The following is a 22912-nucleotide window of genomic DNA, read 5'->3' on the forward strand; positions in this document are numbered from 1 at the left end:
GAGGAGATAAAACGTGATAAGAGAGATTATTATTATATCGGACGCAAAAGAAATACAAGAAATTTGTAAAAATGAGTTGGGATATAATGTTGATATCAATACGGTGAAAACGCAAATCGAAAAATTATCTATTGATAATAAACATCATATCATCGCAGTATATGAAGATGAAAAAACAAATAAGGTTGTCGGCTTTATTCATGCAGAGATATATGAAAGTTTATATAGTGATATCGGATTGAATATATTAGGATTAGCGGTTAATTCTGATTTTCAAGGCAAGGGTATTGGGAAAAAGCTGATGGCTTTTATTGAAGAATACGCCTTGAAAAATAATATCGGTTTCATTAGATTAAATTCCGGATCTCATCGTTTAGAATCATATAAGTTTTATGAAAATATCGGTTATACTTGTGATAAAACTCAAAAACGCTTTATAAAAGTATTCTGATAAGTTAAATTCAAATACCCGCTTTGCAGCCGCTTCCGTTTAGCTTATGTATTTAAAGTTCAAATTCATGGAGGTATGAGTGTGGAATATAATTGCGGATTTCAAAAGGACAATAAAAGGTTCAGATATCGTGCGACGGCAATTATTGTTGAGGATGGCTGTGTTCTTTTTGCCGGAAATGAAAAAGAAGACTATTACTACTTCAATAGGCGGAGCCGTTCATATGGGTGAAACAGCGGAAGATGCGGTTAAAAGAGAAGTATTTGAAGAAACCGGTGTTGAATATGAAGTGGATCGTCTGGCAGTAATTCATGAAAATTTCTTTAATGAGAGCAGCGGCTCATTGCAGGGAACGGATTGTCATGAGATTGCATTATATTATTTGATGAAACCTAGGGGAAGTCAGATACTTAACAGCAACAGCTATACGCTTGGAGTTAAAGAAAATATGTATTGGATCCCGATAGAAAGGCTTGAAGACTACAAGGCATACCCCTTATTTATGAAAGAATTCCTTCAAACCGGTCATTGCGGGATTGAACATATTATTACCGATGAAAGAGCTTGATTAATTGGAAGTTGGCGGGTAGGTGAAACTGAGTGAAAGAATATATTGCGAGTTTAGAAACGGAATTTTCTTTGATAGAAAACGGTTTTAAAGAGGAAGAAAAAAGAGCCTTTGCTGATTATAAATCTAATGATAATGAATATATCAAGAAGTTGGGATTCTTAGCTTATAAATCTGACACATATCAAGTAAGAATGTATGGCGTATTTCTTTTTGGATATTTGTCAGAACAAAATGATATTCTGGTATTTATGAGAGATGAAGTTTCTAAAGATGATAATTGGAGAGTTCAGGAAGTATTAGCAAAGGCATTTGATGAATTTTGCAAAAAGACAGGGTATGAAAAAGCACTTCCAATCATTGATGAATGGTTAGAAAATAATAATCCTAATACAAGGAGAGCAGTTACAGAGGGGTTGAGAATATGGACGAGTAGACCATATTTCAAAGACAATCCGAATGAAGCTATTAGACGAATTGCCAACTTAAAGGAAGATGTGAGTGAATATGTTAGGAAATCAGTAGGAAATGCTCTAAGGGATATAAGCAAAAAATTTCCAGAGTTAATTAAAGCTGAACTTAATAACTGGAAGTTAGAAAGCAAAGAAATAAATCAAGTGTATAAGTTGGCGAGTAAACTTATTAGCTGATAAATTCCAGTTTGTCGAAGTAAAACAATTAAATATAAACAATTATATAGCAACTTATGAAACAGTAAATCAAAAAAGGTTTACTGTTTTTTATTAATGGCTTTAGCCAGTTGAGGAGGCGAAGTCTCCGAAACAATAAACCACCCGCTATGCGGGTGCGAGATAAGAGTTAAACAATTGAAAAATCATCCTTTCTTGATAAAATAAGAGTAGTTCAAGCACTAAAATAAAGAAAGGATGATTTTAATTATGGCAAATAAACATAATAGTTTATCGCATACAAAGTGGATGTGCAAATATCATATAGTATTCTCTCCAAAGTATAGACGAAAAATTATATATAATCAATATCGTAAAAGTCTGCAAGATATCATAAGAACTCTGTGCAGATACAAAGGAGTTGAAATAATAGAAGGACATATGATGCCTGACCACGTTCATCTTGTGCTAAGCATACCGCCTAAGATTAGTGTATTTAGTTTCACGGGATATCTCAAAGGCAAAGGTGCTTTGATGATGTTCGAGAAGCATGGTCAAGCGATAGATAAACTCAGTGTGAAAGAGTACGAAGATCCGTTCAAAAGATAGAAAGCACCTTCGAGGTGCAATCAAAGCGGCAAGGGCAATGTAGCTTGAACAAAGCGAAAGCTAGCGCCTTGAGACGCTAGCCTAGTAACTATTGGGCTTATAGCCCTAGAGTAAACCACCCTTTTTCAGGGGTGGTCATTATTTATGAAGTGTATGAAATATGGTATAATATAATATAGTCAACAAGAATTAAAAATGTGAGATATAATAAGAATTTACATGGGGGAATAAAGTGACAGAAAAAGAAAATAAAGTTTATAAAATATTACTTACTCCTATCAAATGTGATAAAAATGTCCCTAAAATTTGTTTGAAAGATAATGTTATATATAGCCCACAGCTATATAAAAGTAATCCGGATGAAGACATGTCAGATTTTAGTGTGGGTTTCTATAAAATAGTATATAAGGACATTTTAGGAGGAAATAATGTAGAAATTTTAAATGAAGATGGGACATATAAAAATGAGAATTATATGGGAGATACTATTCATTCATTTAATTCACTTGCGAATGTGATTTTGGGTAATAGAACGAAAAAAGAACGAAGTCCAAAAGAAGAGTGGCCTAAAGAATTAATTGACTATCAGTCTAAGTATCATTGTTTAGCTAATTTTTGGGTTATTCCTATGTGTCATGGAAGAACGAGTGCAAAACTCAATCGCTATGATTCTCTAGATTCGTATTTAAACAAAGTATATACAGGGGCTATAAAAAATGCAGATGAGTTTTTTCAGAAGGTTACATATGAATCTTTTTTAGAAATTCATGGTATGTCATGGTACAAAATATCAGATAATCCATTAGAAATATATATATCAAAAGATAAGAAAGGTTGTATTGATGAAATACAACGTATATATAGTTTTTGGAATAAAAGGGCTAGTGAAATTGTAAAAAAATATAATAGTGAACTTTATGATTACTTTGATGATCTTGGATTAATAAATGTAGCTGAGACTACGAATTAATGGTTATTACTTGGCTAAGTTGTTGTAATAAAAATGGTTAGGATTATGACAAATCTAAATTTATCTATCTGATACCTTTTAACGATAACCTTATGCTATCGTTAAAAGGTTTATAGATATGTTTCCATATACAGACAAGACTATATGGCATACTTAGTATTTGCTCGTTTCATTGTGAGTGTGTAACCTTATTAGTTAAGCAATAAAGGAGATTATATTCATTAATTATGGAATTACAAATAATCCGAGAAAATTTGTTGTTGAAATTTGTATATCTGTAAAATATGATTGATTGGAGGATTTGATATGTATTTTAGAGTTGAGAAAGAAATTTTTGAGAAATTGCCAAATGCCTGTTTTGGTGTTGTTATGGCAAGAGGAATAGATAATAGAAGACCATACCCCGAGATTGAAAGGCTACTGACAGAAAATATTCAAACGGCGGTATTACATTTTGAAGAAAAAAAGGTGAAGGAGGAAGCGGAGATTTTGCCATATAGAGAAGCATTTCGTACACTCGGAATCAATCCCAACAAATATCTTTGTTCTATAGAGGCTCTTTTTACCCGTATAGCAAAGGGAAAGAAAATACCACATATAAATCCTATTGTGAATTTGGGCAATGCCGTTTCTTTGAAATACATGCTACCAATGGGGGCGCATGATTTAGGTGGTGATGGTGATGATATTTGCATCCGTTTAGCGAAAGATGGAGATACATTTCTTCCGTTTGGTGCTGATGTAGAAGAAACACCAGATGTTGGGGAGGTTATATATGCAGTTGGACAGCAGGTACGTACAAGACGTTGGACATGGAGACAAAGCGAACATGGCAAGATTACTGCTAATTCATCTGATATCTTTTTCCCGATAGATGGTTTCAATGATTTCAACATAGATAACGTGATAAAGGCACAGACAGAACTGGATAGCCTCTTGAAAAATATTTTTCAATGTAAAACAAAAATTGGATTTATAGATAGTAATAACAGGGAAATGATATTATAATAAATTCGGCTTGAAGCTGAAAAGAATGTATATTACAATGTAAGCTCCAGAAATTACTTAACAACTAAGGTAAATAATAGAACAAATATTGTGCTGGATAATTTTACGCAAGATTTTGGACTTGACTTTAAAGGAAGTACGAGTCAAAGGTAGATCTTAAACGAGAGTAAAAGCCGGTGCCTTTGGACGCTCTGGTCAGTAACCCTTGGATTATAGTCCTTGTGCAAACCGCCAGTTGAACGACCGGTCTTGATTTATACAACTAACTAAGATAGTGTTATTTCAGAAGTAAAGTGTTATTCTAAGTCTTATATTATACAGTAAAACATAGGATATCATTTCGATATGATTGATATTGTTCCGATAAAACAGTATAATATAAATAAATTGAAGCCAATACTTTGATATGTGAAACAGATATGGCTCTTAGAGGGTTCATAATTGACTGAAAATCATTAAAGGAACATTTGGGAATAATTGGGTATTTGAAATATAGTTAATATGGGAGTAGGTATACAATGCCTACTCCCATATTGTATGTTGGGCTCTAACACCATAACGATCCGGAGTATAGTCCGAATTAAAATTAGCTTCAATACGGTATGTCTTCCACAAGGCGTATCCTGATGTCTGTAGTTTAAGGCAGAAAAATATATCGTTCTTTATTTCTTCGTAATCGACAGGATTTAGTGAAAAAATATCGGTTAATTTCCTAGTCTTAAAATCCTTGATGGTTAGTTTTGACAAATCCTTATTATTAAATCTAATCTTGGATAATTGTTCATTATCTGCCTTTATTTCATAAAAAGTTACAATGCAGTTCTTGACCTTATCCGAATCTGACCACTCTGGCGTCAGGGACACATAGCCATATGGCTTGCCATCTCTCACCAGTTCTACAAGTTCGCCATAATAAAAGTGGTCATTACGCTTGTTTACAATCTCACTATCAGGACTTTTATTGTAAAAGGTAAAGCCTGAAGACAAGAGATCAGAAGCTCTTGTCTGACCTACAACTAGGTTGGTTTTGTCTACTTGCACTGTGATAGGCTCGGCAGGGAAACCTGATATAGATATAAACATAGTAAGGAGGAATGATGTGAAAAAAAGACCTCCAATCACTGCATTTGATGAAGAATACACATGCATGGGCTTATTTGACTTGTTACGAATTGTCGAAATAAATTTTATAATACCGTGGATGAGCATAGTTACAAGGACAATAGCCATCTGGGTTCTTAAACAGGTATAAAGTGTTTTTTGGAAATTATACGTTTTGTAATATATTACAATAAATACGATAATATTGATAATGACAAGGCGAAAAATAAAGAAAGTCGCCTCTCTTAGAGCAATAGGATCCGTGACATCATCAAAAGTATGGTAATTTCTATGTCTAAAACCCTGACCAAACTTATAAATCCATTTAGGAACATCTTTGCCTGCCCTTACAGCTAATGCAAGCCTAAGGTAGATATAAATAGTCAATAAAAATGACAATAGGAAAATAAGGTAAAAACCTAAAACTGCTATAAAAAAGCCCATATCCAGTCCTCTTTTCTGAGTTAATCTCTTCAATCAAGTATAAGTAAATTATATCATATAGACAGCCTTGGGGTAAAAAAATTGGTATGAAACATATATTAAAAAATATACACTCATATAGACATAAGTGCATGTTATAATGCAAGTATAAAATATAGAGGAAGTCTTACCCTGATAAAGTTAAGTAGAATATATATTTAGTAATATAATAAAATATAAGAGTTTTATACATAGATAAAGAAAGGAGTGTTAAATATGAAATTTAAGAAAGTTAATAGATTACCAATTAACGTAAAAGAGGTAATAAGGAGACGTATTAGTAACAGAACTTATGAAGAAAGGCCATTGACTGAAGAAGATAAAAACAGTCGATTTAAATGAGCAAGAAAAAGCGGGAGAGTGGCGAAAAGCATGGGAAGATATTACGAACAAATATTTGAAAGAAAACAGCATACAGAAAAAAGTTAACCATCGTTCCTATCAAAGACAAGGTATAGAGCAAATACCGACCATTCATTTAAGTATATCAGCCACCCAAATGGAAAAGCAAGGCATAGCTACTAATAGAGGAAATATCAATAGAGAAGTCAAATATCAGAATAAGATAATAAAAGAAATTGCAAGACAAATAAAATCCTTGATGAATTAGATAAGAGGAATTGGAAAAGAAGAAAAAGTAGAAAATGAAAATATCAAATCCTCCCTCTAACCAAAAGAAAATCTGCCAACCGTTTTTGAAAAGCTTATCCGTAAAAATGCAGATAATCCTAATGCAGATTTAGAAAAATATATTGAAAGCCATCAATTCTCAAAAGAGAAAAACATCACTTTTCTATCTGAACTGAAAGAAAGTATAGTTACTTTAAGAGATAAGAACTACAAGACCACAAGAGCTATAAAAGATACCGAAAAGAGAATAGATGATAACACCAAACTTATCGACCAAGCAGAGAAGTATTTGAAGTATAAGGATACTTATAAAGTCTATACCAAGTTAAAGAAAAGCAAGCAAGAAGATTTTTATAACGAGCATACCGCAGAGATTATTTTATTTGAAAGTGCCAAGAAATAACTGAAAGAACATTTATAGGGCTTTTAATCTGTTCCGATTGTGGAGGAAAGCTAAGCTATTGAGAGCCGGCAGAACATAAAGAAAAGAAATATGATAGTGATTACTCTTTTGTATGCCAACATTACAGACACAGAAAAGGTACTTGCAGTATTCACTACATCAAAGTAAAAACGGTGAATGAAATTCTCCTAAAATCAATAAAAGAAATCACAGATTTTGCAAAAGAAGAAAAGCAAGAGTTTATAAAAGTGATGAACAAGTTAGTCGACGAAAAAAGAGAAGAAAATTATAAAGAGGATAAAACAAAATTAGAAAAATTATCATCAAGAAATACAGAACTAACAACTCTCATTACAAAGCTATATGAAGGCCATGCACTTGGAAAAATTCCTGTAAAACACTTTGATAGATTATTTAATACCTATGATACAAAGCAACAAGACTTAGAAAAAAATACAGTATTTTGAACAAGAAATAGAAAGATATTATCAGAGAAAAGTTGACACCGATAAATTCTTAAAAATGATAGAAAAATATACCAATATTGAAAAACTGACCGTACCTATGATAAATGAGTATATAGAAAAAGTTGTAGTCCATGAAGCGATAGGAGGAAGAAAAGGTAAAGAAAGAAAACAATAAGTTGATGTATATTTTAATTTTATAGGCAACTATCAAGTGCCACAGAAAGCTGATATAGAAAAAATGGCTTAAAAATGGTATAATATTAAATGAAATAGGATTGTGAGGAGGTGTTTTTATGTCGACAATTAAAATTGAAAACCTCACTTTCTCATATTATGGATATGTAAAACCTATATTTGAAAATGTGTCGTTTTCCTTTGATACAAACTGGAAAATAGGATTGATAGGAAGAAATGGAATTGGTAAATCAACTCTATTTAAGTTACTTTTAAATCAAGAAACTTATCAAGGTAAAATAAGCAAGGATGTTGAATTTATTAAATTTCCACCAAATATAATTGATACTTCAAAATTAGGGATTGAGTTATATAAAGAACTAATATCAGATGAGGAAGAATGGAAATTATTTAGAGAACTTAATTTGCTAAATGTAGATGAAAGGCTTGTTTATAGGAGATTTGAAACGCTTTCTAAAGGAGAACAAACAAAAATCCTTTTAGCTATTTTGTTTACAAGAGAAGATGGTTTTTTACTTATTGATGAACCAACAAACCATTTAGATATGGACGGAAGAAAAATTGTAAGTGAATATCTGAAAAGTAAAAAAGGTTTTTTGCTCATATCTCATGATAGAGATTTTTTAGATGGCTGTGTCAATCATGTTATTTCTATTAACAGGAATTCTATTGATGTTCAATCAGGAAATTATACATCATGGTATGAAAACAAATTGATGAAAGATCAATTTGAAATCAGTCAAAATGAGAGATTAAGAAAAGATATTAAACGATTAAAAGAAGCTGCAAGACAAAGTAAAATTTGGTCTGATAAAATTGAAAACACTAAAAATGGTGTGAAAGTATCAGGTGTAAAACCGGACAAAGGACATATAGGTCATCAGTCAGCCAAGATGATGAAAAAATCTAAGAATTTGGAGAATAGACAAAATAAGGCAATAGAAGAAAAACAGAATTTATTAAAAGATATTGAAACAAAGGAAAGTCTATTACTGCATCCGTTACATCATCACAAAAATCCTCTAATATCGGTTGGTGATTTATCATCACACTATGGAGAAAAACAGATATTAAATAACCTAAGCTTTGAGATAAAACAAGGCGATATAATAGCTATATGTGGTAGTAATGGAAGTGGAAAATCGACCTTGATTAAAATTTTATTAGGTCTAAATCATGAATATACAGGTGAGGTAAAATTAGTAAGTAATTTGAAAATATCGTATATACCTCAAGATACATCTGATTTAACAGGTAGCCTAAATGAGTATATTCATAAGCAAGATGTTGATGAAACATTGTGTAAAACAATTCTTAGAAAATTAGATTTTTCAAGAGAATTATTTGAAATGGATATGAAGAATTATAGTGATGGACAAAAAAAGAAAGTTTTAATTGTCGTAAGTTTGTCAAAGCCAGCTCATTTATTTGTTTGGGACGAACCATTAAATTATATAGATGTAATATCAAGAATACAGATTGAGGAAATTATAAAAGAAGCAAAGCCTACACTTATATTTGTGGAACACGATAAGCGATTTTTAGAAGATATGGCTAATAAAATAATACAATTATAAACGAAATAAACAATCAAAGTTTAGAAGAATCTAATGAAAGTATAAAGTATTGTGAGTTTGAGAATTATGGAAATAATTGCATTGTTGAGAGGAATAACACCGATAGGGAAAATAGAATACCTAAAATGACACTTTTAGTAGAAATAATTGAAAAAGTAAGACTGAAAAATGTAAATACTTGTATTAAAATTGATAATGTTATTTTGGAAACAGAGTTATCAAAGGAGCAAACGGCAAACGGCAAACTTAATTCATTATATAATAGCTAAAGAAACAGGATCAAATTTAAGTATTATCATAAAAAAGGTTCAGAAACTAAGTTTAGAGAAATAAAATAAAAAAACAGTCCTCAACTTTTGATATGTACCCTCTTTACTGGACAATCAGTAAGGAGGGTATTTTTATGCGTTATAGCTATGGATTTAGGCTCTGTGTCAAATACGGGGCATGAGAAAAAATAAGGATAAAATGCTAAGCAATGCAGTGTTGCTTGGCATTTTTCAAAACGCCCTTAAAAGAAATATTATTTTTATACTCAGAAACAAATAACCTAGAAACAACTAAAATGCGTAATCTAAAGTTATAAAAGCTATTATAACCATAAGAAACTCTCTTTAAAACCTTTATCTTATTATTAATACCCTCCAAAGAACCATTAGAAATAGAATACCTAACACTATTAAGCATATACTCTTTATGTTTTCTCATAGTATTAATAGCCTTACTAACACCATCAGATAAATCGATAGTAGATTTTTCAATTAATTCTTTAAACTCCAACTCATTTCTATACCTTATTGCATATCTAATATCCTGAACTCTCTCATAGCTAGCCTTAAATATACAATCTAATCCTAATAAATAATCTAAAATATCACGTCTAGTAACTAAACTCCTAAAACTCCTATTAAAGAAAAACCTACCATGAGTAACATTACTTTCATCTTCTAATATTAACTTCCAATTATTTTTTAAAAGAGTATAATTAATACCTTTTTGTTTTTTGTAAATATTCATTAGCTTAACTCTAGTTCTATTAAGTTCTCTATTAACATTTTGAATAAAGTTCTCTATTAACATTTTGAATAATATGAAACCTATCTATAACAATTTCAGCATTAGGAAACTTATTTCTAATCAACTTCATATAAGGAGTATAAATATCAATACAAATAGCCTTAACATTACTTCTAGCCTCTTTAGAAAATCTGGAAAAATAATTATTTAAAATATACTCAGTTCTACCATCAACTATATCAATAATCTCATGAGTTAAAGCATCTAAAAAAATAAAACTCATACCATTTTTACTATCTTTAGTAAACTTTAACTCATCAAAGCATAAATACTCAGGTAAGGTATTATAGTTAAGAATGTCTACATGGGATTTACATTTATAAAGAGTTCTTATAACAGTATTAACCGATACATTATTCATTTTGGCTATTTGTTTAAAAGATAAAGTATCAGCTAAATCACTCATTATAGAAAACTTAACATTTTTAGAAATACTACAGTATTTATCTACAAAAGAAGTAGTAGCTACAAATTTTTTATTACAAGTTTTACACTTGAAACGTTGCTTTCTTAGTTCCAAATAAGCAGGGATACCTGATATTTTTAATAGATTAATTCTAGTAAGTTCATTAAAGCCGTTTTTAACTACAGTATAACCTTTATTAAGACAACCACAGCATTTACACTTCTTGGGTTTATATGTTAAGGTACCTTTGAATACAAAGTACTTTTGATTGTTTTTAATGATTTCTCTATGTGTTTCCTCTATAGTAATGTTTTTATCTTTTATTTGTAGTAGGTTTTTAATGAATTCTCCCTCTTTTATTTCTTTTGTTTTTGTGTTAAAATTATTCATGACAGATATCCTTTCATAGTTTATTTTTTGCACTTTAATTATATTGGATATTTGTCTTTTTGTATATTAAAGAACAATACGAGGTATGGATTTTTCCCATGCCCCGTATTTATTATACAACCTCTTTTTTCATGCCTATTTTCAATTTATATTGCGATCAATAAATAGGGAAAACTCGTAGAGAAGCTAACTAGTATTTCAAATGCCTTTCACTAATATATATATATACGTTGAAATACTAATTCCTTAAATATGTTACAGAAAGTAAAGGAGATACGATGATAAGGATAAGAAGCCCTACTTAAAAGACAACTGAATATGCAAACGCTTAGCGATTGGAATTAACTTTTCAGTCGCTTTTTTAATCGGAGGGAAATAAATGAATAAAGAGATGATTAACATCAATGCCAACTTGTTAAAAAAACCTACTTTTGGGACTTTTAATAAAGGCGATGAAGAGGTTCAAGTTGTAAATTTTGTTCTTTTAAAAAGTTACGAATAAATATAGAGAGTATACCAACTGTACAGCCTATAACAATAAATCTGAAGTGGCTAAGGAGTTTTCAAAAGGTGATTTAATTTGCATCTTCGGCTACTTTAAGAAGTGTGAAAAAGGGTGAAAGACTTACAAAAACTTTGTAGTGAAGTCATATAACAAAATTGAAAATAAAGAAGAAAATGAGCAGGAATAAATTATGGAATTTTTTACACAAGCTGTTAGTATATTAAAAATTTTAGTTATGGCAGTAGGCGCAGAGCTTGAAACATGGGGAATTATCAACCTCGTGGAAAGATATGGGAATGACAATCTTGTAGCTAAATCACAGGCTCCAAGCAATTGATAAAATAAAGACTGAACGACACAACCAAATCTCTAAAATAAAAACATAAAGGCAAGCAAATATTGGATATAATTAATATTTATGGTATAATCCTTGTAAGTATAGTAGTGAAAAAAGAGGATTAGTATTGCATTGAACTACAAAAAAATAATGTATTATGGTTAATATAGAAGATAAGGAGGTAGAAAAATGTCTAATTTATCGTTGAAATATCGTTTTTTAAAAGCATTTATTAAGTTCATAGGATTTAAAAAATATTTTAATTCAGGTGAAGCTGAGTTGATTGCAAAAGCTCGAAAGGATATGGATAAAACAAAGATTCCTATGCTTTCTCATAATGAAATAGACTATGAAATTAAAGAGTTTAATGGGGAAAAGGTTGTATATATAACTCATAAGAAACCGACAAAGAAAGTGTGCCTATTTTTAATTGGGGGTGGTATGCTTGTGCATCCTCGTCCGGCTTCTATTAAAAAGGCTTTGAAAATAGCTCTTGAAAGTGGACGAAATATGGTTATTCCATATTATCCGCTTTGCATAGATCATACAATTGATGAAGTATTTGATTGGATTTATGCTTTGTATAAGTCAATGCTCAATACTTATAGCGCTTCGAACATTCTTGTTACGGGAAGTTCTTCCGGTGCGACACTTGCATTAGGACTTGTATCTCATATCAATGCAATGCATAAAGAAGTTGAAGTTCCCAAGAAAATATATGCGTCATCACCCGGACAATGCTTTACAGATGAAGAGTTGATAAGAAAAGGGCAGGAACTTGATAAAAAAGATGTTTTATTGAGTCTGTCTTATATGGAAAAAATGGATAAAATTTTGACTCATGGTAAAAATGTTCCGGAATATATGTTATATCTTGAAAAGGGAGATTATCACGGGGTAGGAGAGGTTTATCTTTCCTATGGAAGTGATGAAGTATTATATGCCGCATATGAACCCATCAAAACTAAATTAAAAGAATGTGGGGTAAGGGTTATTTCGGAAATAGGGGGAAATTTGTATCACTGTTATCCATTTTTTCCTGTTGTAAAAGAAGCGAAATCAGGTTGGAGAAATATGATTGAATATCACAAATGATTTATCTATGGGAAATTGAAAAATCAAATTAGAAAAAAAAACATAGTAAAAATCTGATATAATAAATTTACCACAAAATACTAAGGAGATTTTTACTATATCTAAAACTAATTTTACAAGAAAATATAAGGTATATTTTTCCTTTTTCTACTGCCCTTTTGGGTCAGCCCCATCATATCCGTGATTTATTTTAACTTTTTTGTTTCACATCATTTACAAATGTATATAATGAAATTTACTGCCTGATATAAAATAGTTAAATTTGTATTGCATATTAAAAAGATATGCGATACAATTTCTATATAAAATTAAGGAGGATGCTATGGATATAATAATACTATTATTATTTTCAGGTTTAATATTTTTGCTCCCAAAGGGTAATAAAGATTATTTAGACAAGAACTCAACAAACGGATTAAAAGGATTATTAGCTATTGGCATAATATTACATCACCTATCTCAGTGGATATCTTCTGGGGAGACTTTTTCTAATTTTCAATATATGGGTACTTATATTGTTTCTATTTTCTTCTTTTTATCTGGCTATGGATTATATATTCAAACCCAAGTAAAATCTGATTATTTAACTAGTTTTTTTAGAAAAAGACTGTTGAAAATACTTATTCCATTTGTATTTATCTCTGGAATATACTTAGTTTATAGAGTGGTATATCTAAAAGAAATAATAAATTTGAATTTCTTTTATAATTTATTTTTAAAACATACAACTATAATATATAATGGTTGGTTTGTTGATATTATAATTTTTACTTATATATTTTTCTATATCTCATTTAAATTTATAAAGAATACTACCATGAGTATTACGGTTAATTTTATCTTTATTGTATTATATATTGTTGTAGCTATAAAATTGAATTATGGATTTTGGTGGTATAATAGTATTCTTACATTTATTATAGGATTAGTTTGGGCAAAAAACAAAAAAGTAATAGATTATTTCTTTGGAAAATATTATATTTTAAGTCTAATGCTTTTTACTATTTTAATATTTATATCTCATAAATATAATATTGTTCTTACCAAAGTAGGATTAGTAGATGCCTATAGTTATGCAATTTCAGCGAATCTAGACAATATTATTTTCACGATATATTTTATGCTAATTATAAAAAATATTGACTTCAGTAATAATTATTTACTAAAGTTAGGTACAATATCCTTTGAATTATATATGATTCACGGTCTTGCTATTACATTTTTCGGTAAATATTTTACTTCTTCAAATTTAAATGACATTCTCTTCACAATAGTCGTTTTCTTAGTTAGTATAATTTCTGCAAAGGCTATCCATTTGATAATTATTAATATTCAAAAGAGGTGGCTGATCCAAAAGGACAGTAGAAAAAAGAAGTAGCGAAAAAATCGTTACTTCTTTTTAAAATTAATAAACAAAAAATCATCTCCATGATATAATAATAGTATAAACCAAAAAATCATGAAAATTATTATAACAGAAAAAACACAACGATATATACCCCATACACTACAAATAAGACTTGCAGCAGTAAAAACATATAGAAATAACAATGCTATAGAGTTTATTTGTAGACGATACAAAATAATCTAAAGCATCACTTATGCGTTGGAATAAAAGATATGACGGAACAAAACACTCTCCCTTATGGATAAATCACATAAACCACACTCACAAGAAGAAATAACATGGATTAAAAACTATATTAAACGTAATCCAAATATTTCTATGATTGAATTATATGCTAAACTTAAATTTAATAAAGGTTATAAAAAACATCCTTGCTCTCTTTGTACCGACCCCAAAAAATCTAACTTTTAGGAGATCGGTACAGTTACCTACCAAGACTAAAAAATATGAAGAACAATTAGAAATACATCAAGAAAGAAACAGTTACTCTAAAACTGATACAGATGCAACATTCATGAGAATGAAAGATGATCATATGAAAAATAGACAATTAAAAGCAGAATACAATATACAAGTAGGAGTACACAATAAATATGTATTAGAATTTACAATACATCAAAATCCAACAGATGTAAGAATATTCCAACCACATATGGAATATATAAAATCGCAAGGGGTAATAAATCCAAAAATAATAGTAGCTGATGCAGGATACGAAAGCAAAGAAAACTGTGTCTACTGTGAAGAAAATATAAAAAATTCATCAAACTGGGGATATAACGTACTTAATGATAGTTTTTTATGCCCAAATAACAGATATATATACTTTGAAAATTGTAAGTAGAACAAATAAATATGAATATAAAAGAGACTTAAAACAATATAAATGTGAAGACTGTGGTGATTATTCGTTAAAATAACTCTGTACGAAAGCAAAAGAGAATAGGATTATTTTATACAATCTAACGTATGAAGAGTTAAAGGCAAGACTTTTAAAAAATGAAGAAACTAAGAAAATATATTCGAAAAGAAAAATAGAAATTGAGAGGTTCTTTGGTAACTTAAGATAAAATCTAGCGTTCACAAGATTTCCCCTTTGCAGAATTGAAAATGTGAGAGTCGAATTTACCCTACATGCTATTTCCCACAATCTAATAAAACTAGAAAAATAACTAATAAACAAAGGGAAATCAATTGATTTTATTGGGAAATATTTTTTATATTTTCAGTTAAAAATCATGGAAAAAACCAAAAAATAAGTTTTTCACAATCTTTTCTTGGGTTTTCTTTTCACTTTTGGGGTCAGCCCCATCATATCCGTGATTTATTTTTAACTTTTTTTGTTTCACATCATTTACAAATGTACAAGGGGACAGAGAAAAGCTAAGCAGCATATGGTTGTTTAGCTTTCTTCTTATTCGTCCTAATATTCAGGTTGTATAATAAATAGAAGTAGTGGTTTTTTCTCATCTCTATTTACTGTACATCCTAGTTGTAAATTTACAGGATGTATTATACTGCGTAGAATATATGTTTGTTAATAAGTTTTTATGAATATGGACATATTTTTTGTTTTCTTGAAGTAATATATAAAATTCAGTTATCTATTGTAATCACATTTTTGACATTGTGTCATAATGTTGTCGCTACTTTCTCTCTGGAAAAGGCCCGCCCATTTACAAATGTTTTGGAGAATTGGCACAACTGATTTACCTTTATCTGTCAAAGAATACTCCACTCTCGGAGGTATTTCATCGTACTGCTTACGGGTGACAAGCTCGTCATTGATAAGTTCCTTCAATGTAGCGGCAAGCACGGCATCCGTGATATTCAACATTTCCTTACGAATACTACTATACCGTAAAGTACCTTTTTCATTCAGAATACAGATTATGCGGGATTTCCATTTTCCTCCGAACAATTTAAGTCCATATTCTAACGGACACCTGATGTCCGGCTGCATTTTCTTTTGATACATATTAAGCACCTCCAAACTTTCTACTTTTATTATAGCATTAGTACTTTTAAAAATATAATCACTATTAAATTTATAAGTAACAAATAAAATTCTTTATATCTTTTATTTATTTAGCATCTATGGTACACTGTAATTGCATTCAGGAAATGCAAATTCAAATATAAAATATTCGGAGGTATTCACGATGAAAGTAAAAGCGTATCTTGAGATCACAATGGTCATCAGCCCAGAAAACCGTCCTGCTGCAGCGAAGGTCTACACCGACTACCGCCAGCCGTTCCTTGACAATATCGAAGGCGCAATGACGAAAGAACTGCTCATCCGTGATGAGGATGTTCAGGTTATTCATGGTTTCGATAGCATGGAGCATGCAAAGGCATATCTTGAAACAGACATGTTTAAAAACGATGTTTTTGTCGGACTTAAGCCGACTTGGTCTACCGATCCAGATGTGCGCTTCTATGAAGTAGCTTAAACTGTAACATATTAAAAGCTGACTCTGTATTAAATACTGGGTATAAGAAAAAATAATTATCAAAGATGATAGGCAAAAAACTATCATCTTTTTTGTTTTCTGCTAAAAACTTTATGCAGAAATAAATATTTCAAAGAATTATTTTTATCTATACAAAACAAAGTCACAAATCTCAAAAATTTTTACAAAATGAAAGTGAAACAGAAAAAAATAAACCGAGAGATTATAGGATATTCAGTCAGGAAGAACGAAGAATAAAGATGATAAATTAGTGGTAGATGCGATAAAAACAAAAGGAAATAGAGATAATATAAATCGAAAATATTTGTTGTAGGGTTATTTTAGGAAAAATTTTCACTTAGTCAAGAGATATTGTGTTTAAACCTTTGGGAACAGTGTTAATTTTCTCTGAAAATTTACTATTCTAAATAGTTATTAAAAAATGGATAAAGGATGTTGGTTGTTAATTAAAAATTTAGTGGTGATGGCTTAAAAGTACAGTCTTTTTATGAATGTTGTCTAGGAAAGTGTTGACAATCCAAATCTATTAGTAATTTATTATAATAGTATTGACGAGTTAGAGATAGTTGATTATAATTAAAGAAGTAAATGAAAATGCTTAACTTAAAGGAGAGTTAGAAATGGATAGTAAAAAATTAAATGTAAAAGATTTTATAAATGTAGGTATATTTACTGCTTTGATATTTGTAGTGGAATTTGCTGCCGGTATGAGTGGTTTTATTCATCCATTCATTGTAGCCGCTTATGTAGCGATTATTCCATTATTGAGTGCTATACCGATGATGCTTTTTTATACAAAAGTTGAAAAATTCGGTATGATAACCATGATGGCTACATTATTAGCAATTATTATGTATTTTACCGGTATGGGATGGCTGGGTGCACCTATGATTTTAGCTGTGGGTGTTATTAGCGACTTAATTGCAAAATCCGGTAATTATAAGAATAGTAAGAAAACTATAATTAGTTTTGGAGTATTTTCTATGTGGTGTTCAGCAAACTTTCTGCCTGTTGTATTTACTGCAGATAGTTATCGTGAGAATTTGCAATCGGGAAATTTCTCAAGTGAATATGTGGATGGTTTATTTACATATATCAATACCACAACTTTAATTCCACTTATTGTTTTAAGTTTTATTTTTGGAGTAATAGGTGCGATTATAGGGAAGAAAGTTGTTAAAAAACATTTTGAGAAAGCAGGTATTGCATAAGTGCGAAATGAATTTTCACTAGATCCCAGAACAAAAATGTATATGATGTTTTTAATATCGTTTTTAACGATGTCAACAGCAACTACCACTCTTAGTCTAACACTTAGGGTGGTTATTACCATAGTTCCGATTTTACTATTAATAGTTGAGGGAAAGGTCAAAACGGCTATTAGATTCACTATATTTTATATACTTGGAATTTTAGCTATGCATTTTTTTATTAACAATGGAGGCGGTTTCATTAGTGCTTTAGCATTAGGGTACTGCAGTGTTATGTTACAATTTTTCCCTTCTGCTATTATGGCATGGTATACGGTAAGAACCACTAAAGTTAACGAATTTATGGTGGCTTTAAATAAGTTGCATTGCCCTAAGGGATTAGCTATTTCCTTGGCCGTAGTTTTGAGATTTTTCCCCACTATAAAAGAGGAATATGGGCATATAAGAGATGCTATGAAGATGAGAGGTATTAGTCTTGCAGGAGGAAATTTGATAAAGATGATTGAGTACAGAATTATACCACTCTTATTTTCATGTGTTTCTATTGGAGATGAACTTTCGGCAGCAGCTATTACCAGAGGATTAGGAGCACCTGTTACAAGAAGCAATATTTGTGAAATAGGTTTTAAAAAATTTGATTATGTAGCATTTGTTGTTTTTACTACCCTAACCATAGGTTATATTTGGGGGCTGTAGAGGAGATTTTATGATTAAGATAGAAAATATTAACTTTAGATATAAAGGATCTGAAAAACAGGATTTAAAAAATATATCATTGGAAATTAAAGAAGGAGAAACTATTCTACTTTCTGGGGCATCGGGTTGTGGAAAGACTACTGTAACTAGACTTATTAATGGATTAATTCCTCATTATTACAAAGGGGAATTAGATGGGAATTTAAGGGTAGCGAACTTTGATGTAGTAAATACCGAGTTATATGAATTAGCCGGGACTGTCGGTTCTGTATTCCAAAATCCACGAAGTCAGTTTTTTTCTTTAGACACTGAAGGGGAAATTGCTTTTGGGGCTGAAAATTTAGGCTTATCTGTGGAGGAAATAGTAAAACGAAAAAATGAAATCATGCAGGAAATGCATTTAGATAATTTGAAAGGAAGAAGTTTGTTTGAACTTTCCGGGGGAGAAAAGCAGAAAATTGCGTGTGCTTCGGTTGCAGCCTTAAAGCCAAAGATAATGTTGTTAGATGAACCATCATCTAATTTGGATTGGAAAGCAATAGAAGATTTAAGAGAAATAATATTGCAATGGAAAAAACAAGGTAAAACTATAGTTATTTCTGAACATAGACTTTGGTATCTTAAAGATTTAATTGATAGAGTAATATATATGGAAGATGGAGAGATTAAAAAGGAGTGGCAGAAAGAGTTTAGTAAGCTAAACGAAGATGAGTTACGCAACATGAAGTTACGACCTGTAAATTTAGAATCTAAATATATCAGCCAATTTACAGATGAATTGAATAATATTGATAAACCGGTAATTTTAACCAATGAAGATAAAATTCAATTAAAAAATTTTACTTTCAGATATAAAAGAAGAAGGGAAAAGAAAGTAGATAAGTCTAAATTGGATTTGGAAATACCTAATCTAATTGTAAAAAAGGGAAGCATAATAGGTGTTACGGGAAAGAATGGAGCTGGGAAGTCAACTTTTTTAAGATGCCTTTGCGGATTGGAAAAGAGCTGTAAAGGAGAATTAAAGATAGGGGAAAATATATATAGGGGAAAAGAATTAATAAGAAAGTCCTATATGGTGATGCAAGATGTAAATCATCAGCTTTTTACAGATAGTGTAGTTGGAGAAGTCCTATTATCCATGGAGAAAGAAGATATTTCGGTTTGTAATAAGATCTTAGATAATCTAGGACTTCTTGAATTTAAGGATAAGCACCCAATGGCACTTTCAGGCGGTCAGAAGCAGAGAGTAGCTATAGCTTCGGCTATGGCAGCAAAAGCGGAGATTTTGTTATTTGACGAACCTACATCAGGTTTAGATTATCTTCATATGTGCGCTGTTTCTGAGTTGCTACAGAGTCTGGTTAATCAAGGGAAAACATTATTTGTGTCTACACATGATCCGGAACTTATAAAACTTTGTTGTGATTTTGTTTTGCAGATTGAAGACGGAAAGATAGTAAAGTATTTTGAAGTATAAAAGGAGAATAAATGATTTTACAAACTAAAATTGGAAAAGTTTATACTGATATAGTAGGTAAAGATTTTCAAGGGAATGATGTGCATTCTATTTTAAGTGTGCCTTACGCAAGGGCTGAAAGATTTGAATATCCTGAACTTATATCTAGGGAAGAGTATTCTGAAGATAGTTTTTTGAATAGAGAAGGAAGTTTTTGCTTTCCACAGAAAAAATATCCATTAAAACTTAATATTTTTATGAAACATCATATGTTGCGCCCGGAATTTCAACCACTAAAAGATGTTCAGACAGAAAATGCGTTTGTAGTAAATATATGGGCCTCTGATAAATTTACAGAAAAAAAACCGGTTGTTGTATTTTTACATGGTGGGGGCGAAGGATCAGGGACAGTTCCGATATATATGATGAATCATATTGCTGAACAGGGAGTTGTAGCAGTTACAATTACTTATCGAATAGGGAATTTCGGTTATATGCCTATTTTTGATAATGGAGAAATAAGAGGTTCTCTTGCTTATCTTGATCAGCAAACAGCATTAACCTGGATTCAAAATAATATAAGCTCATTTGGTGGAGATAATACTAATATTACACTTATGGGGCATTGTGGTGGTGCGGTTGCAGCTCTTTATCATTATTTAAATTCTACAAGTAACAAATTATTTCATAAATTGATATTGTGTGCGGGAAACATTCCGATATTATCAAAAATTGATTTTGCTAAAAATCAATATAAGAAACTATTAGCAAAAAATCATTTAACCGGACTTAAGGAATTAAAAAAACTATCCGTTAAGGATTTGTTAAAAATAAAAGGGGGACAAAATGATATTATCGATGGTAAGTTTTTCACAGAACATCCTATGAATTTATTAAAACGAGGAGAATTTCCTTCTATGCCTGTGTTAATAGGAGCAAATAAGGATGAATTTTCTATGATTGAATTACCAATGTATTATAAAACTCTTGGGATTACAAAGAAAAAAGAACAACTGAAAGAAATTCTTTTAAAAAAATATGGGGAATTTGCAGAAATACTTAAAAATGAATTTAAAACGGAAGCAACTGGAGTTGTTGATTTACAAGTTCTGATTATGGAGCTCTTTGTATTTCATTCAAGTACATTATTTCTTATGGAAACGTTGGAGAAAAAATGCCCTATATACGGATATAGAATGAATTATGTTCCTAACTTGTATAATGGGCTTTGTGGTTCCTACCATGGAGCAGAACTTGCATTTTTCTTTGGGACTATAGACAAGATGAATATACAAATTACCGATGAGAATAGAAGAGCAGTTATGTCAATTCAAAAGGATTGGACAGAATTTATAAAATCAGGGAAAATAGCAGACCGCCCGCTTTTTAATGAAACGGATAAAATTATACAGTATGATAAAGATATTAAAGCTGTACCATTTCCACATGTAGATCTTATTCATCGTACCCAAAATAGCGGTATTGCTGATAAACTGAGAAAAGAATATATAAGTAATCGCAGATAATAAAAGATGGTTATAAATAAGTAAATAACCGAATAAAAATTTAAAAGTGTAATTTCAATGGGCAATGAGAGAGGCTTAAAAATTATGACTTCGTAAGAACGCGATTTTATCAAATCTTTCTTGTACAGTTTATTAATTTTAAAATTTATTGATGTGATAAATTGTATAAGAGCTGACTACGTTTATGAATTTATGTAGTCAGCAAATTTTTTCATAATTTTCTCATACTGATTTTTAGCGAAGAGTTTTAAAACACCTATAGTACAATTTTTTTATATATTATTTTACAAATATTCTAACAATGGTTAGTAGCGGTATGGACGCCTACAACTAACCTAGGTTAATTCTAGAATTTTTAGCATCTATGATGCGTAAAAATTCGTAGAAGTAAGGTATGCAAGGCTACTTTAATCTTTACGAACAAAGTGAGTAAAAGATTAGCTAGTAGCTACTGCCACGGGTCAGCAGTTGACACTAACGTATCATCTGCAACCTATGGTTTATGGCTTTGATGATACTAGTGTCTTTGCATACGTCACTTCTAATATTTATGATGTGCAGATAGCACTCATAAATATTAGAAGTGACGCATAAAATTCTCCAAGTAAAATGCTTTTAGCATTTTACTATTACCACTACAAACATTGCTATTAGGTTCGTTGCTATTCTTAGTGGTGGAATACTGGCTTCACCTGAGATTATAAGCTCAGGTGAACCTTAAGAAATCCATTGCGTACGTTAGCAGTGGGAACTAAGAATTTCCTCGTCACTACATTCCTTGAAATTCAAGTTCCTGTTGCATACTTTACTTCTAAGATTTATTCGTGCTAAAGGCGCTCATAAACCTAAGAATTAAAGAGAGTTCTTAAGTTTGCCACACCACTATAGAATTAGCAACAAATAATATTTTGTATATAAATATATAGATAAATTGCTGGTATAATATAATCTTCATAAAATTATGTTATTCTAGTTTTTATTTTAATCAGTATATTGTAAAATAATTTAACTTAAAGTTAACTTCAAGGAGTATAATGAATTATGATAATATTATAGTTGATAAAATTTAGCGGAATTTATTATATGAGATTATAAGTGTTTATGTAAATAAAAAATGATGTTAAGTACAATTTATTTAATATTTTTATAATCGAAAAAATTAATTACTAAATTATAATTAAGAAAGGTATTATTATTCTGCGATATAAAAGTAAATTTATATATGTGAAAATATAGGTAT

24 protein-coding genes and 3 pseudogenes are annotated in these 22912 nt (G+C 30.4%); 23 read left to right on the forward strand and 4 right to left on the reverse strand.

Annotation, left to right across the window (positions count from 1 at the left end):
- Positions 1-13 precede the first annotated feature (13 nt).
- From BQ7358_RS02100 to BQ7358_RS02125, 6 genes and pseudogenes are all read left to right on the forward strand, one after another.
- Positions 14-451, forward strand: a complete 438-nt coding sequence (locus BQ7358_RS02100) for a GNAT family N-acetyltransferase (RefSeq protein ID WP_062173041.1) — start codon at positions 14-16, stop codon at positions 449-451.
- 178 nt (positions 452-629) lie between these two features.
- Positions 630-1019: an NUDIX hydrolase gene (locus BQ7358_RS02105; RefSeq protein WP_231723816.1), complete on the forward strand. Its 390-nt coding sequence runs from the start codon at positions 630-632 to the stop codon at positions 1017-1019.
- A gap of 32 nt (positions 1020-1051) precedes the next feature.
- Positions 1052-1669, forward strand: coding sequence for a DNA alkylation repair protein (locus tag BQ7358_RS02110; protein WP_062173042.1), 618 nt, complete (start codon positions 1052-1054; stop codon positions 1667-1669).
- A gap of 249 nt (positions 1670-1918) precedes the next feature.
- Positions 1919-2206, forward strand: a pseudogene (tnpA, locus tag BQ7358_RS02115) (IS200/IS605 family transposase); the annotation flags it as partial.
- Between the two features lie 283 nt (positions 2207-2489).
- A complete protein-coding gene (locus BQ7358_RS02120; protein WP_062173044.1) occupies positions 2490-3227 on the forward strand; it encodes a hypothetical protein in 738 nt (245 codons plus the stop codon).
- Positions 3228-3533: 306 nt separating this feature from the next.
- Positions 3534-4235, forward strand: a complete 702-nt coding sequence (locus BQ7358_RS02125; RefSeq protein WP_062173045.1) for a B3/B4 domain-containing protein — start codon at positions 3534-3536, stop codon at positions 4233-4235.
- A 522-nt stretch (positions 4236-4757) separates the two neighbouring features.
- Here BQ7358_RS02125 and BQ7358_RS02130 read toward each other — a convergent pair.
- Positions 4758-5780, reverse strand: coding sequence for a hypothetical protein (locus BQ7358_RS02130; RefSeq protein ID WP_072520164.1), 1023 nt, complete (start codon positions 5778-5780; stop codon positions 4758-4760).
- Positions 5781-6138: 358 nt separating this feature from the next.
- On the opposite strand from BQ7358_RS02130, the gene BQ7358_RS09315 reads away from it, so the two are divergent.
- The 5 genes from BQ7358_RS09315 to BQ7358_RS08665 all read left to right on the forward strand — a co-directional run bounded on the left by BQ7358_RS09315 (position 6139) and on the right by BQ7358_RS08665 (position 9360).
- Complete coding sequence (locus tag BQ7358_RS09315) at positions 6139-6429, forward strand: MobA/MobL family protein (protein WP_456071309.1); 291 nt, start codon at positions 6139-6141, stop codon at positions 6427-6429.
- Positions 6430-7025: 596 nt separating this feature from the next.
- On the forward strand, positions 7026-7319 hold the full coding sequence (locus BQ7358_RS09320; protein WP_062173047.1) for a hypothetical protein: 294 nt from the start codon (positions 7026-7028) through the stop codon (positions 7317-7319).
- A 7-nt stretch (positions 7320-7326) separates the two neighbouring features.
- Positions 7327-7494 (forward strand): DUF4368 domain-containing protein, encoded by a 168-nt coding sequence (locus BQ7358_RS09325; protein ID WP_456071310.1) that lies wholly within the window; start codon positions 7327-7329, stop codon positions 7492-7494.
- Positions 7495-7612: 118 nt separating this feature from the next.
- Positions 7613-9091 carry an Lsa family ABC-F type ribosomal protection protein gene (locus BQ7358_RS02150; RefSeq protein WP_072520165.1) on the forward strand — a complete coding sequence of 493 codons (1479 nt, stop codon included), beginning with the start codon at positions 7613-7615 and terminating at the stop codon, positions 9089-9091.
- A 125-nt stretch (positions 9092-9216) separates the two neighbouring features.
- Complete coding sequence (locus BQ7358_RS08665; RefSeq protein ID WP_156439982.1) at positions 9217-9360, forward strand: hypothetical protein; 144 nt, start codon at positions 9217-9219, stop codon at positions 9358-9360.
- Positions 9361-9562: 202 nt separating this feature from the next.
- Here the strand turns inward: BQ7358_RS08665 and BQ7358_RS08895 are convergent, their stop codons facing one another.
- Positions 9563-10171 (reverse strand): transposase, encoded by a 609-nt coding sequence (locus tag BQ7358_RS08895; RefSeq protein WP_234971554.1) that lies wholly within the window; start codon positions 10169-10171, stop codon positions 9563-9565.
- The gene (locus tag BQ7358_RS08900) at positions 10140-10964 is read right to left on the reverse strand and encodes an ISL3 family transposase (protein WP_234971555.1); all 825 of its coding nucleotides are present in this window, start codon (positions 10962-10964) and stop codon (positions 10140-10142) included. Before BQ7358_RS08900 ends, BQ7358_RS08895 begins: the two co-directional genes overlap by 32 nt.
- A 379-nt stretch (positions 10965-11343) precedes the next feature.
- Between BQ7358_RS08900 and BQ7358_RS09330 the strand changes: the two genes are divergently transcribed.
- The 7 genes and pseudogenes from BQ7358_RS09330 to BQ7358_RS09265 all read left to right on the forward strand — a co-directional run.
- Entirely contained in the window at positions 11344-11466 is a 123-nt protein-coding gene (locus tag BQ7358_RS09330; protein ID WP_442899684.1) for a hypothetical protein, read from the forward strand.
- A 193-nt stretch (positions 11467-11659) separates the two neighbouring features.
- On the forward strand, positions 11660-11806 hold the full coding sequence (locus tag BQ7358_RS02160) for a Maff2 family mobile element protein (RefSeq protein ID WP_072520166.1): 147 nt from the start codon (positions 11660-11662) through the stop codon (positions 11804-11806).
- A gap of 189 nt (positions 11807-11995) precedes the next feature.
- On the forward strand, positions 11996-12901 hold the full coding sequence (locus BQ7358_RS02165; protein WP_072520167.1) for an alpha/beta hydrolase fold domain-containing protein: 906 nt from the start codon (positions 11996-11998) through the stop codon (positions 12899-12901).
- Between the two features lie 322 nt (positions 12902-13223).
- Positions 13224-14279: an acyltransferase family protein gene (locus BQ7358_RS02170; RefSeq protein WP_062173052.1), complete on the forward strand. Its 1056-nt coding sequence runs from the start codon at positions 13224-13226 to the stop codon at positions 14277-14279.
- Between the two features lie 93 nt (positions 14280-14372).
- A pseudogene (locus BQ7358_RS08905) lies at positions 14373-14717 on the forward strand (IS481 family transposase); the annotation flags it as partial.
- Positions 14641-15153 (forward strand): transposase, encoded by a 513-nt coding sequence (locus BQ7358_RS08670; RefSeq protein WP_062173053.1) that lies wholly within the window; start codon positions 14641-14643, stop codon positions 15151-15153. The pseudogene BQ7358_RS08905 and the gene BQ7358_RS08670, both read left to right, overlap by 77 nt.
- Before the next feature lie 91 nt (positions 15154-15244).
- Positions 15245-15379, forward strand: a pseudogene (locus tag BQ7358_RS09265) (hypothetical protein); the annotation flags it as partial.
- Positions 15380-15909: 530 nt separating this feature from the next.
- Here BQ7358_RS09265 and BQ7358_RS02185 read toward each other — a convergent pair.
- The gene (locus tag BQ7358_RS02185; protein WP_062173054.1) at positions 15910-16287 is read right to left on the reverse strand and encodes a winged helix-turn-helix transcriptional regulator; all 378 of its coding nucleotides are present in this window, start codon (positions 16285-16287) and stop codon (positions 15910-15912) included.
- 184 nt (positions 16288-16471) lie between these two features.
- Between BQ7358_RS02185 and BQ7358_RS02190 the strand changes: the two genes are divergently transcribed.
- From BQ7358_RS02190 to BQ7358_RS02210, 5 genes are all read left to right on the forward strand, one after another.
- The gene (locus BQ7358_RS02190; protein ID WP_062173055.1) at positions 16472-16762 is read left to right on the forward strand and encodes a hypothetical protein; all 291 of its coding nucleotides are present in this window, start codon (positions 16472-16474) and stop codon (positions 16760-16762) included.
- Positions 16763-17403: 641 nt separating this feature from the next.
- The gene (locus BQ7358_RS02195; RefSeq protein WP_062173056.1) at positions 17404-17994 is read left to right on the forward strand and encodes an MptD family putative ECF transporter S component; all 591 of its coding nucleotides are present in this window, start codon (positions 17404-17406) and stop codon (positions 17992-17994) included.
- The gene (locus BQ7358_RS02200) at positions 17995-18690 is read left to right on the forward strand and encodes an energy-coupling factor transporter transmembrane component T (RefSeq protein WP_106388765.1); all 696 of its coding nucleotides are present in this window, start codon (positions 17995-17997) and stop codon (positions 18688-18690) included.
- Positions 18691-18700: 10 nt separating this feature from the next.
- Complete coding sequence (locus BQ7358_RS02205) at positions 18701-20167, forward strand: ABC transporter ATP-binding protein (RefSeq protein WP_072520168.1); 1467 nt, start codon at positions 18701-18703, stop codon at positions 20165-20167.
- An 11-nt stretch (positions 20168-20178) separates the two neighbouring features.
- A complete protein-coding gene (locus tag BQ7358_RS02210; protein WP_072520169.1) occupies positions 20179-21672 on the forward strand; it encodes a carboxylesterase family protein in 1494 nt (497 codons plus the stop codon).
- The last annotated feature ends 1240 nt before the right edge of the window (positions 21673-22912 follow it).

Origin of the sequence: Gemella massiliensis (assembly GCF_900120125.1) — a bacterium.
Lineage (GTDB): Bacteria > Bacillota > Bacilli > Staphylococcales > Gemellaceae > Gemella > Gemella massiliensis.

Excerpts from the sequence above, each read along its gene's own strand:
- BQ7358_RS08665 (WP_156439982.1), top strand. The coding sequence starts at position 9,217 with ATGACACTTTTAGTAGAAATAATTGAAAAAGTAAGACTGAAAAATGTA.
- BQ7358_RS02160 (WP_072520166.1), top strand. The coding sequence starts at position 11,660 with ATGGAATTTTTTACACAAGCTGTTAGTATATTAAAAATTTTAGTTATG.
- BQ7358_RS02105 (WP_231723816.1), top strand. The coding sequence starts at position 630 with ATGAAAAAGAAGACTATTACTACTTCAATAGGCGGAGCCGTTCATATG.
- BQ7358_RS02205 (WP_072520168.1), top strand. The coding sequence starts at position 18,701 with ATGATTAAGATAGAAAATATTAACTTTAGATATAAAGGATCTGAAAAA.
- BQ7358_RS02185 (WP_062173054.1), bottom strand. The coding sequence starts at position 16,287 with ATGTATCAAAAGAAAATGCAGCCGGACATCAGGTGTCCGTTAGAATAT.
- BQ7358_RS02195 (WP_062173056.1), top strand. The coding sequence starts at position 17,404 with ATGGATAGTAAAAAATTAAATGTAAAAGATTTTATAAATGTAGGTATA.
- BQ7358_RS08895 (WP_234971554.1), bottom strand. The coding sequence starts at position 10,171 with ATGTTAATAGAGAACTTTATTCAAAATGTTAATAGAGAACTTAATAGA.
- BQ7358_RS02165 (WP_072520167.1), top strand. The coding sequence starts at position 11,996 with ATGTCTAATTTATCGTTGAAATATCGTTTTTTAAAAGCATTTATTAAG.
- BQ7358_RS02150 (WP_072520165.1), top strand. The coding sequence starts at position 7,613 with ATGTCGACAATTAAAATTGAAAACCTCACTTTCTCATATTATGGATAT.
- BQ7358_RS08670 (WP_062173053.1), top strand. The coding sequence starts at position 14,641 with ATGCTAAACTTAAATTTAATAAAGGTTATAAAAAACATCCTTGCTCTC.
- BQ7358_RS02210 (WP_072520169.1), top strand. The coding sequence starts at position 20,179 with ATGATTTTACAAACTAAAATTGGAAAAGTTTATACTGATATAGTAGGT.
- BQ7358_RS02190 (WP_062173055.1), top strand. The coding sequence starts at position 16,472 with ATGAAAGTAAAAGCGTATCTTGAGATCACAATGGTCATCAGCCCAGAA.
- BQ7358_RS02130 (WP_072520164.1), bottom strand. The coding sequence starts at position 5,780 with ATGGGCTTTTTTATAGCAGTTTTAGGTTTTTACCTTATTTTCCTATTG.
- BQ7358_RS08900 (WP_234971555.1), bottom strand. The coding sequence starts at position 10,964 with ATGAATAATTTTAACACAAAAACAAAAGAAATAAAAGAGGGAGAATTC.
- BQ7358_RS02125 (WP_062173045.1), top strand. The coding sequence starts at position 3,534 with ATGTATTTTAGAGTTGAGAAAGAAATTTTTGAGAAATTGCCAAATGCC.
- BQ7358_RS09330 (WP_442899684.1), top strand. The coding sequence starts at position 11,344 with ATGAATAAAGAGATGATTAACATCAATGCCAACTTGTTAAAAAAACCT.
- BQ7358_RS02170 (WP_062173052.1), top strand. The coding sequence starts at position 13,224 with ATGGATATAATAATACTATTATTATTTTCAGGTTTAATATTTTTGCTC.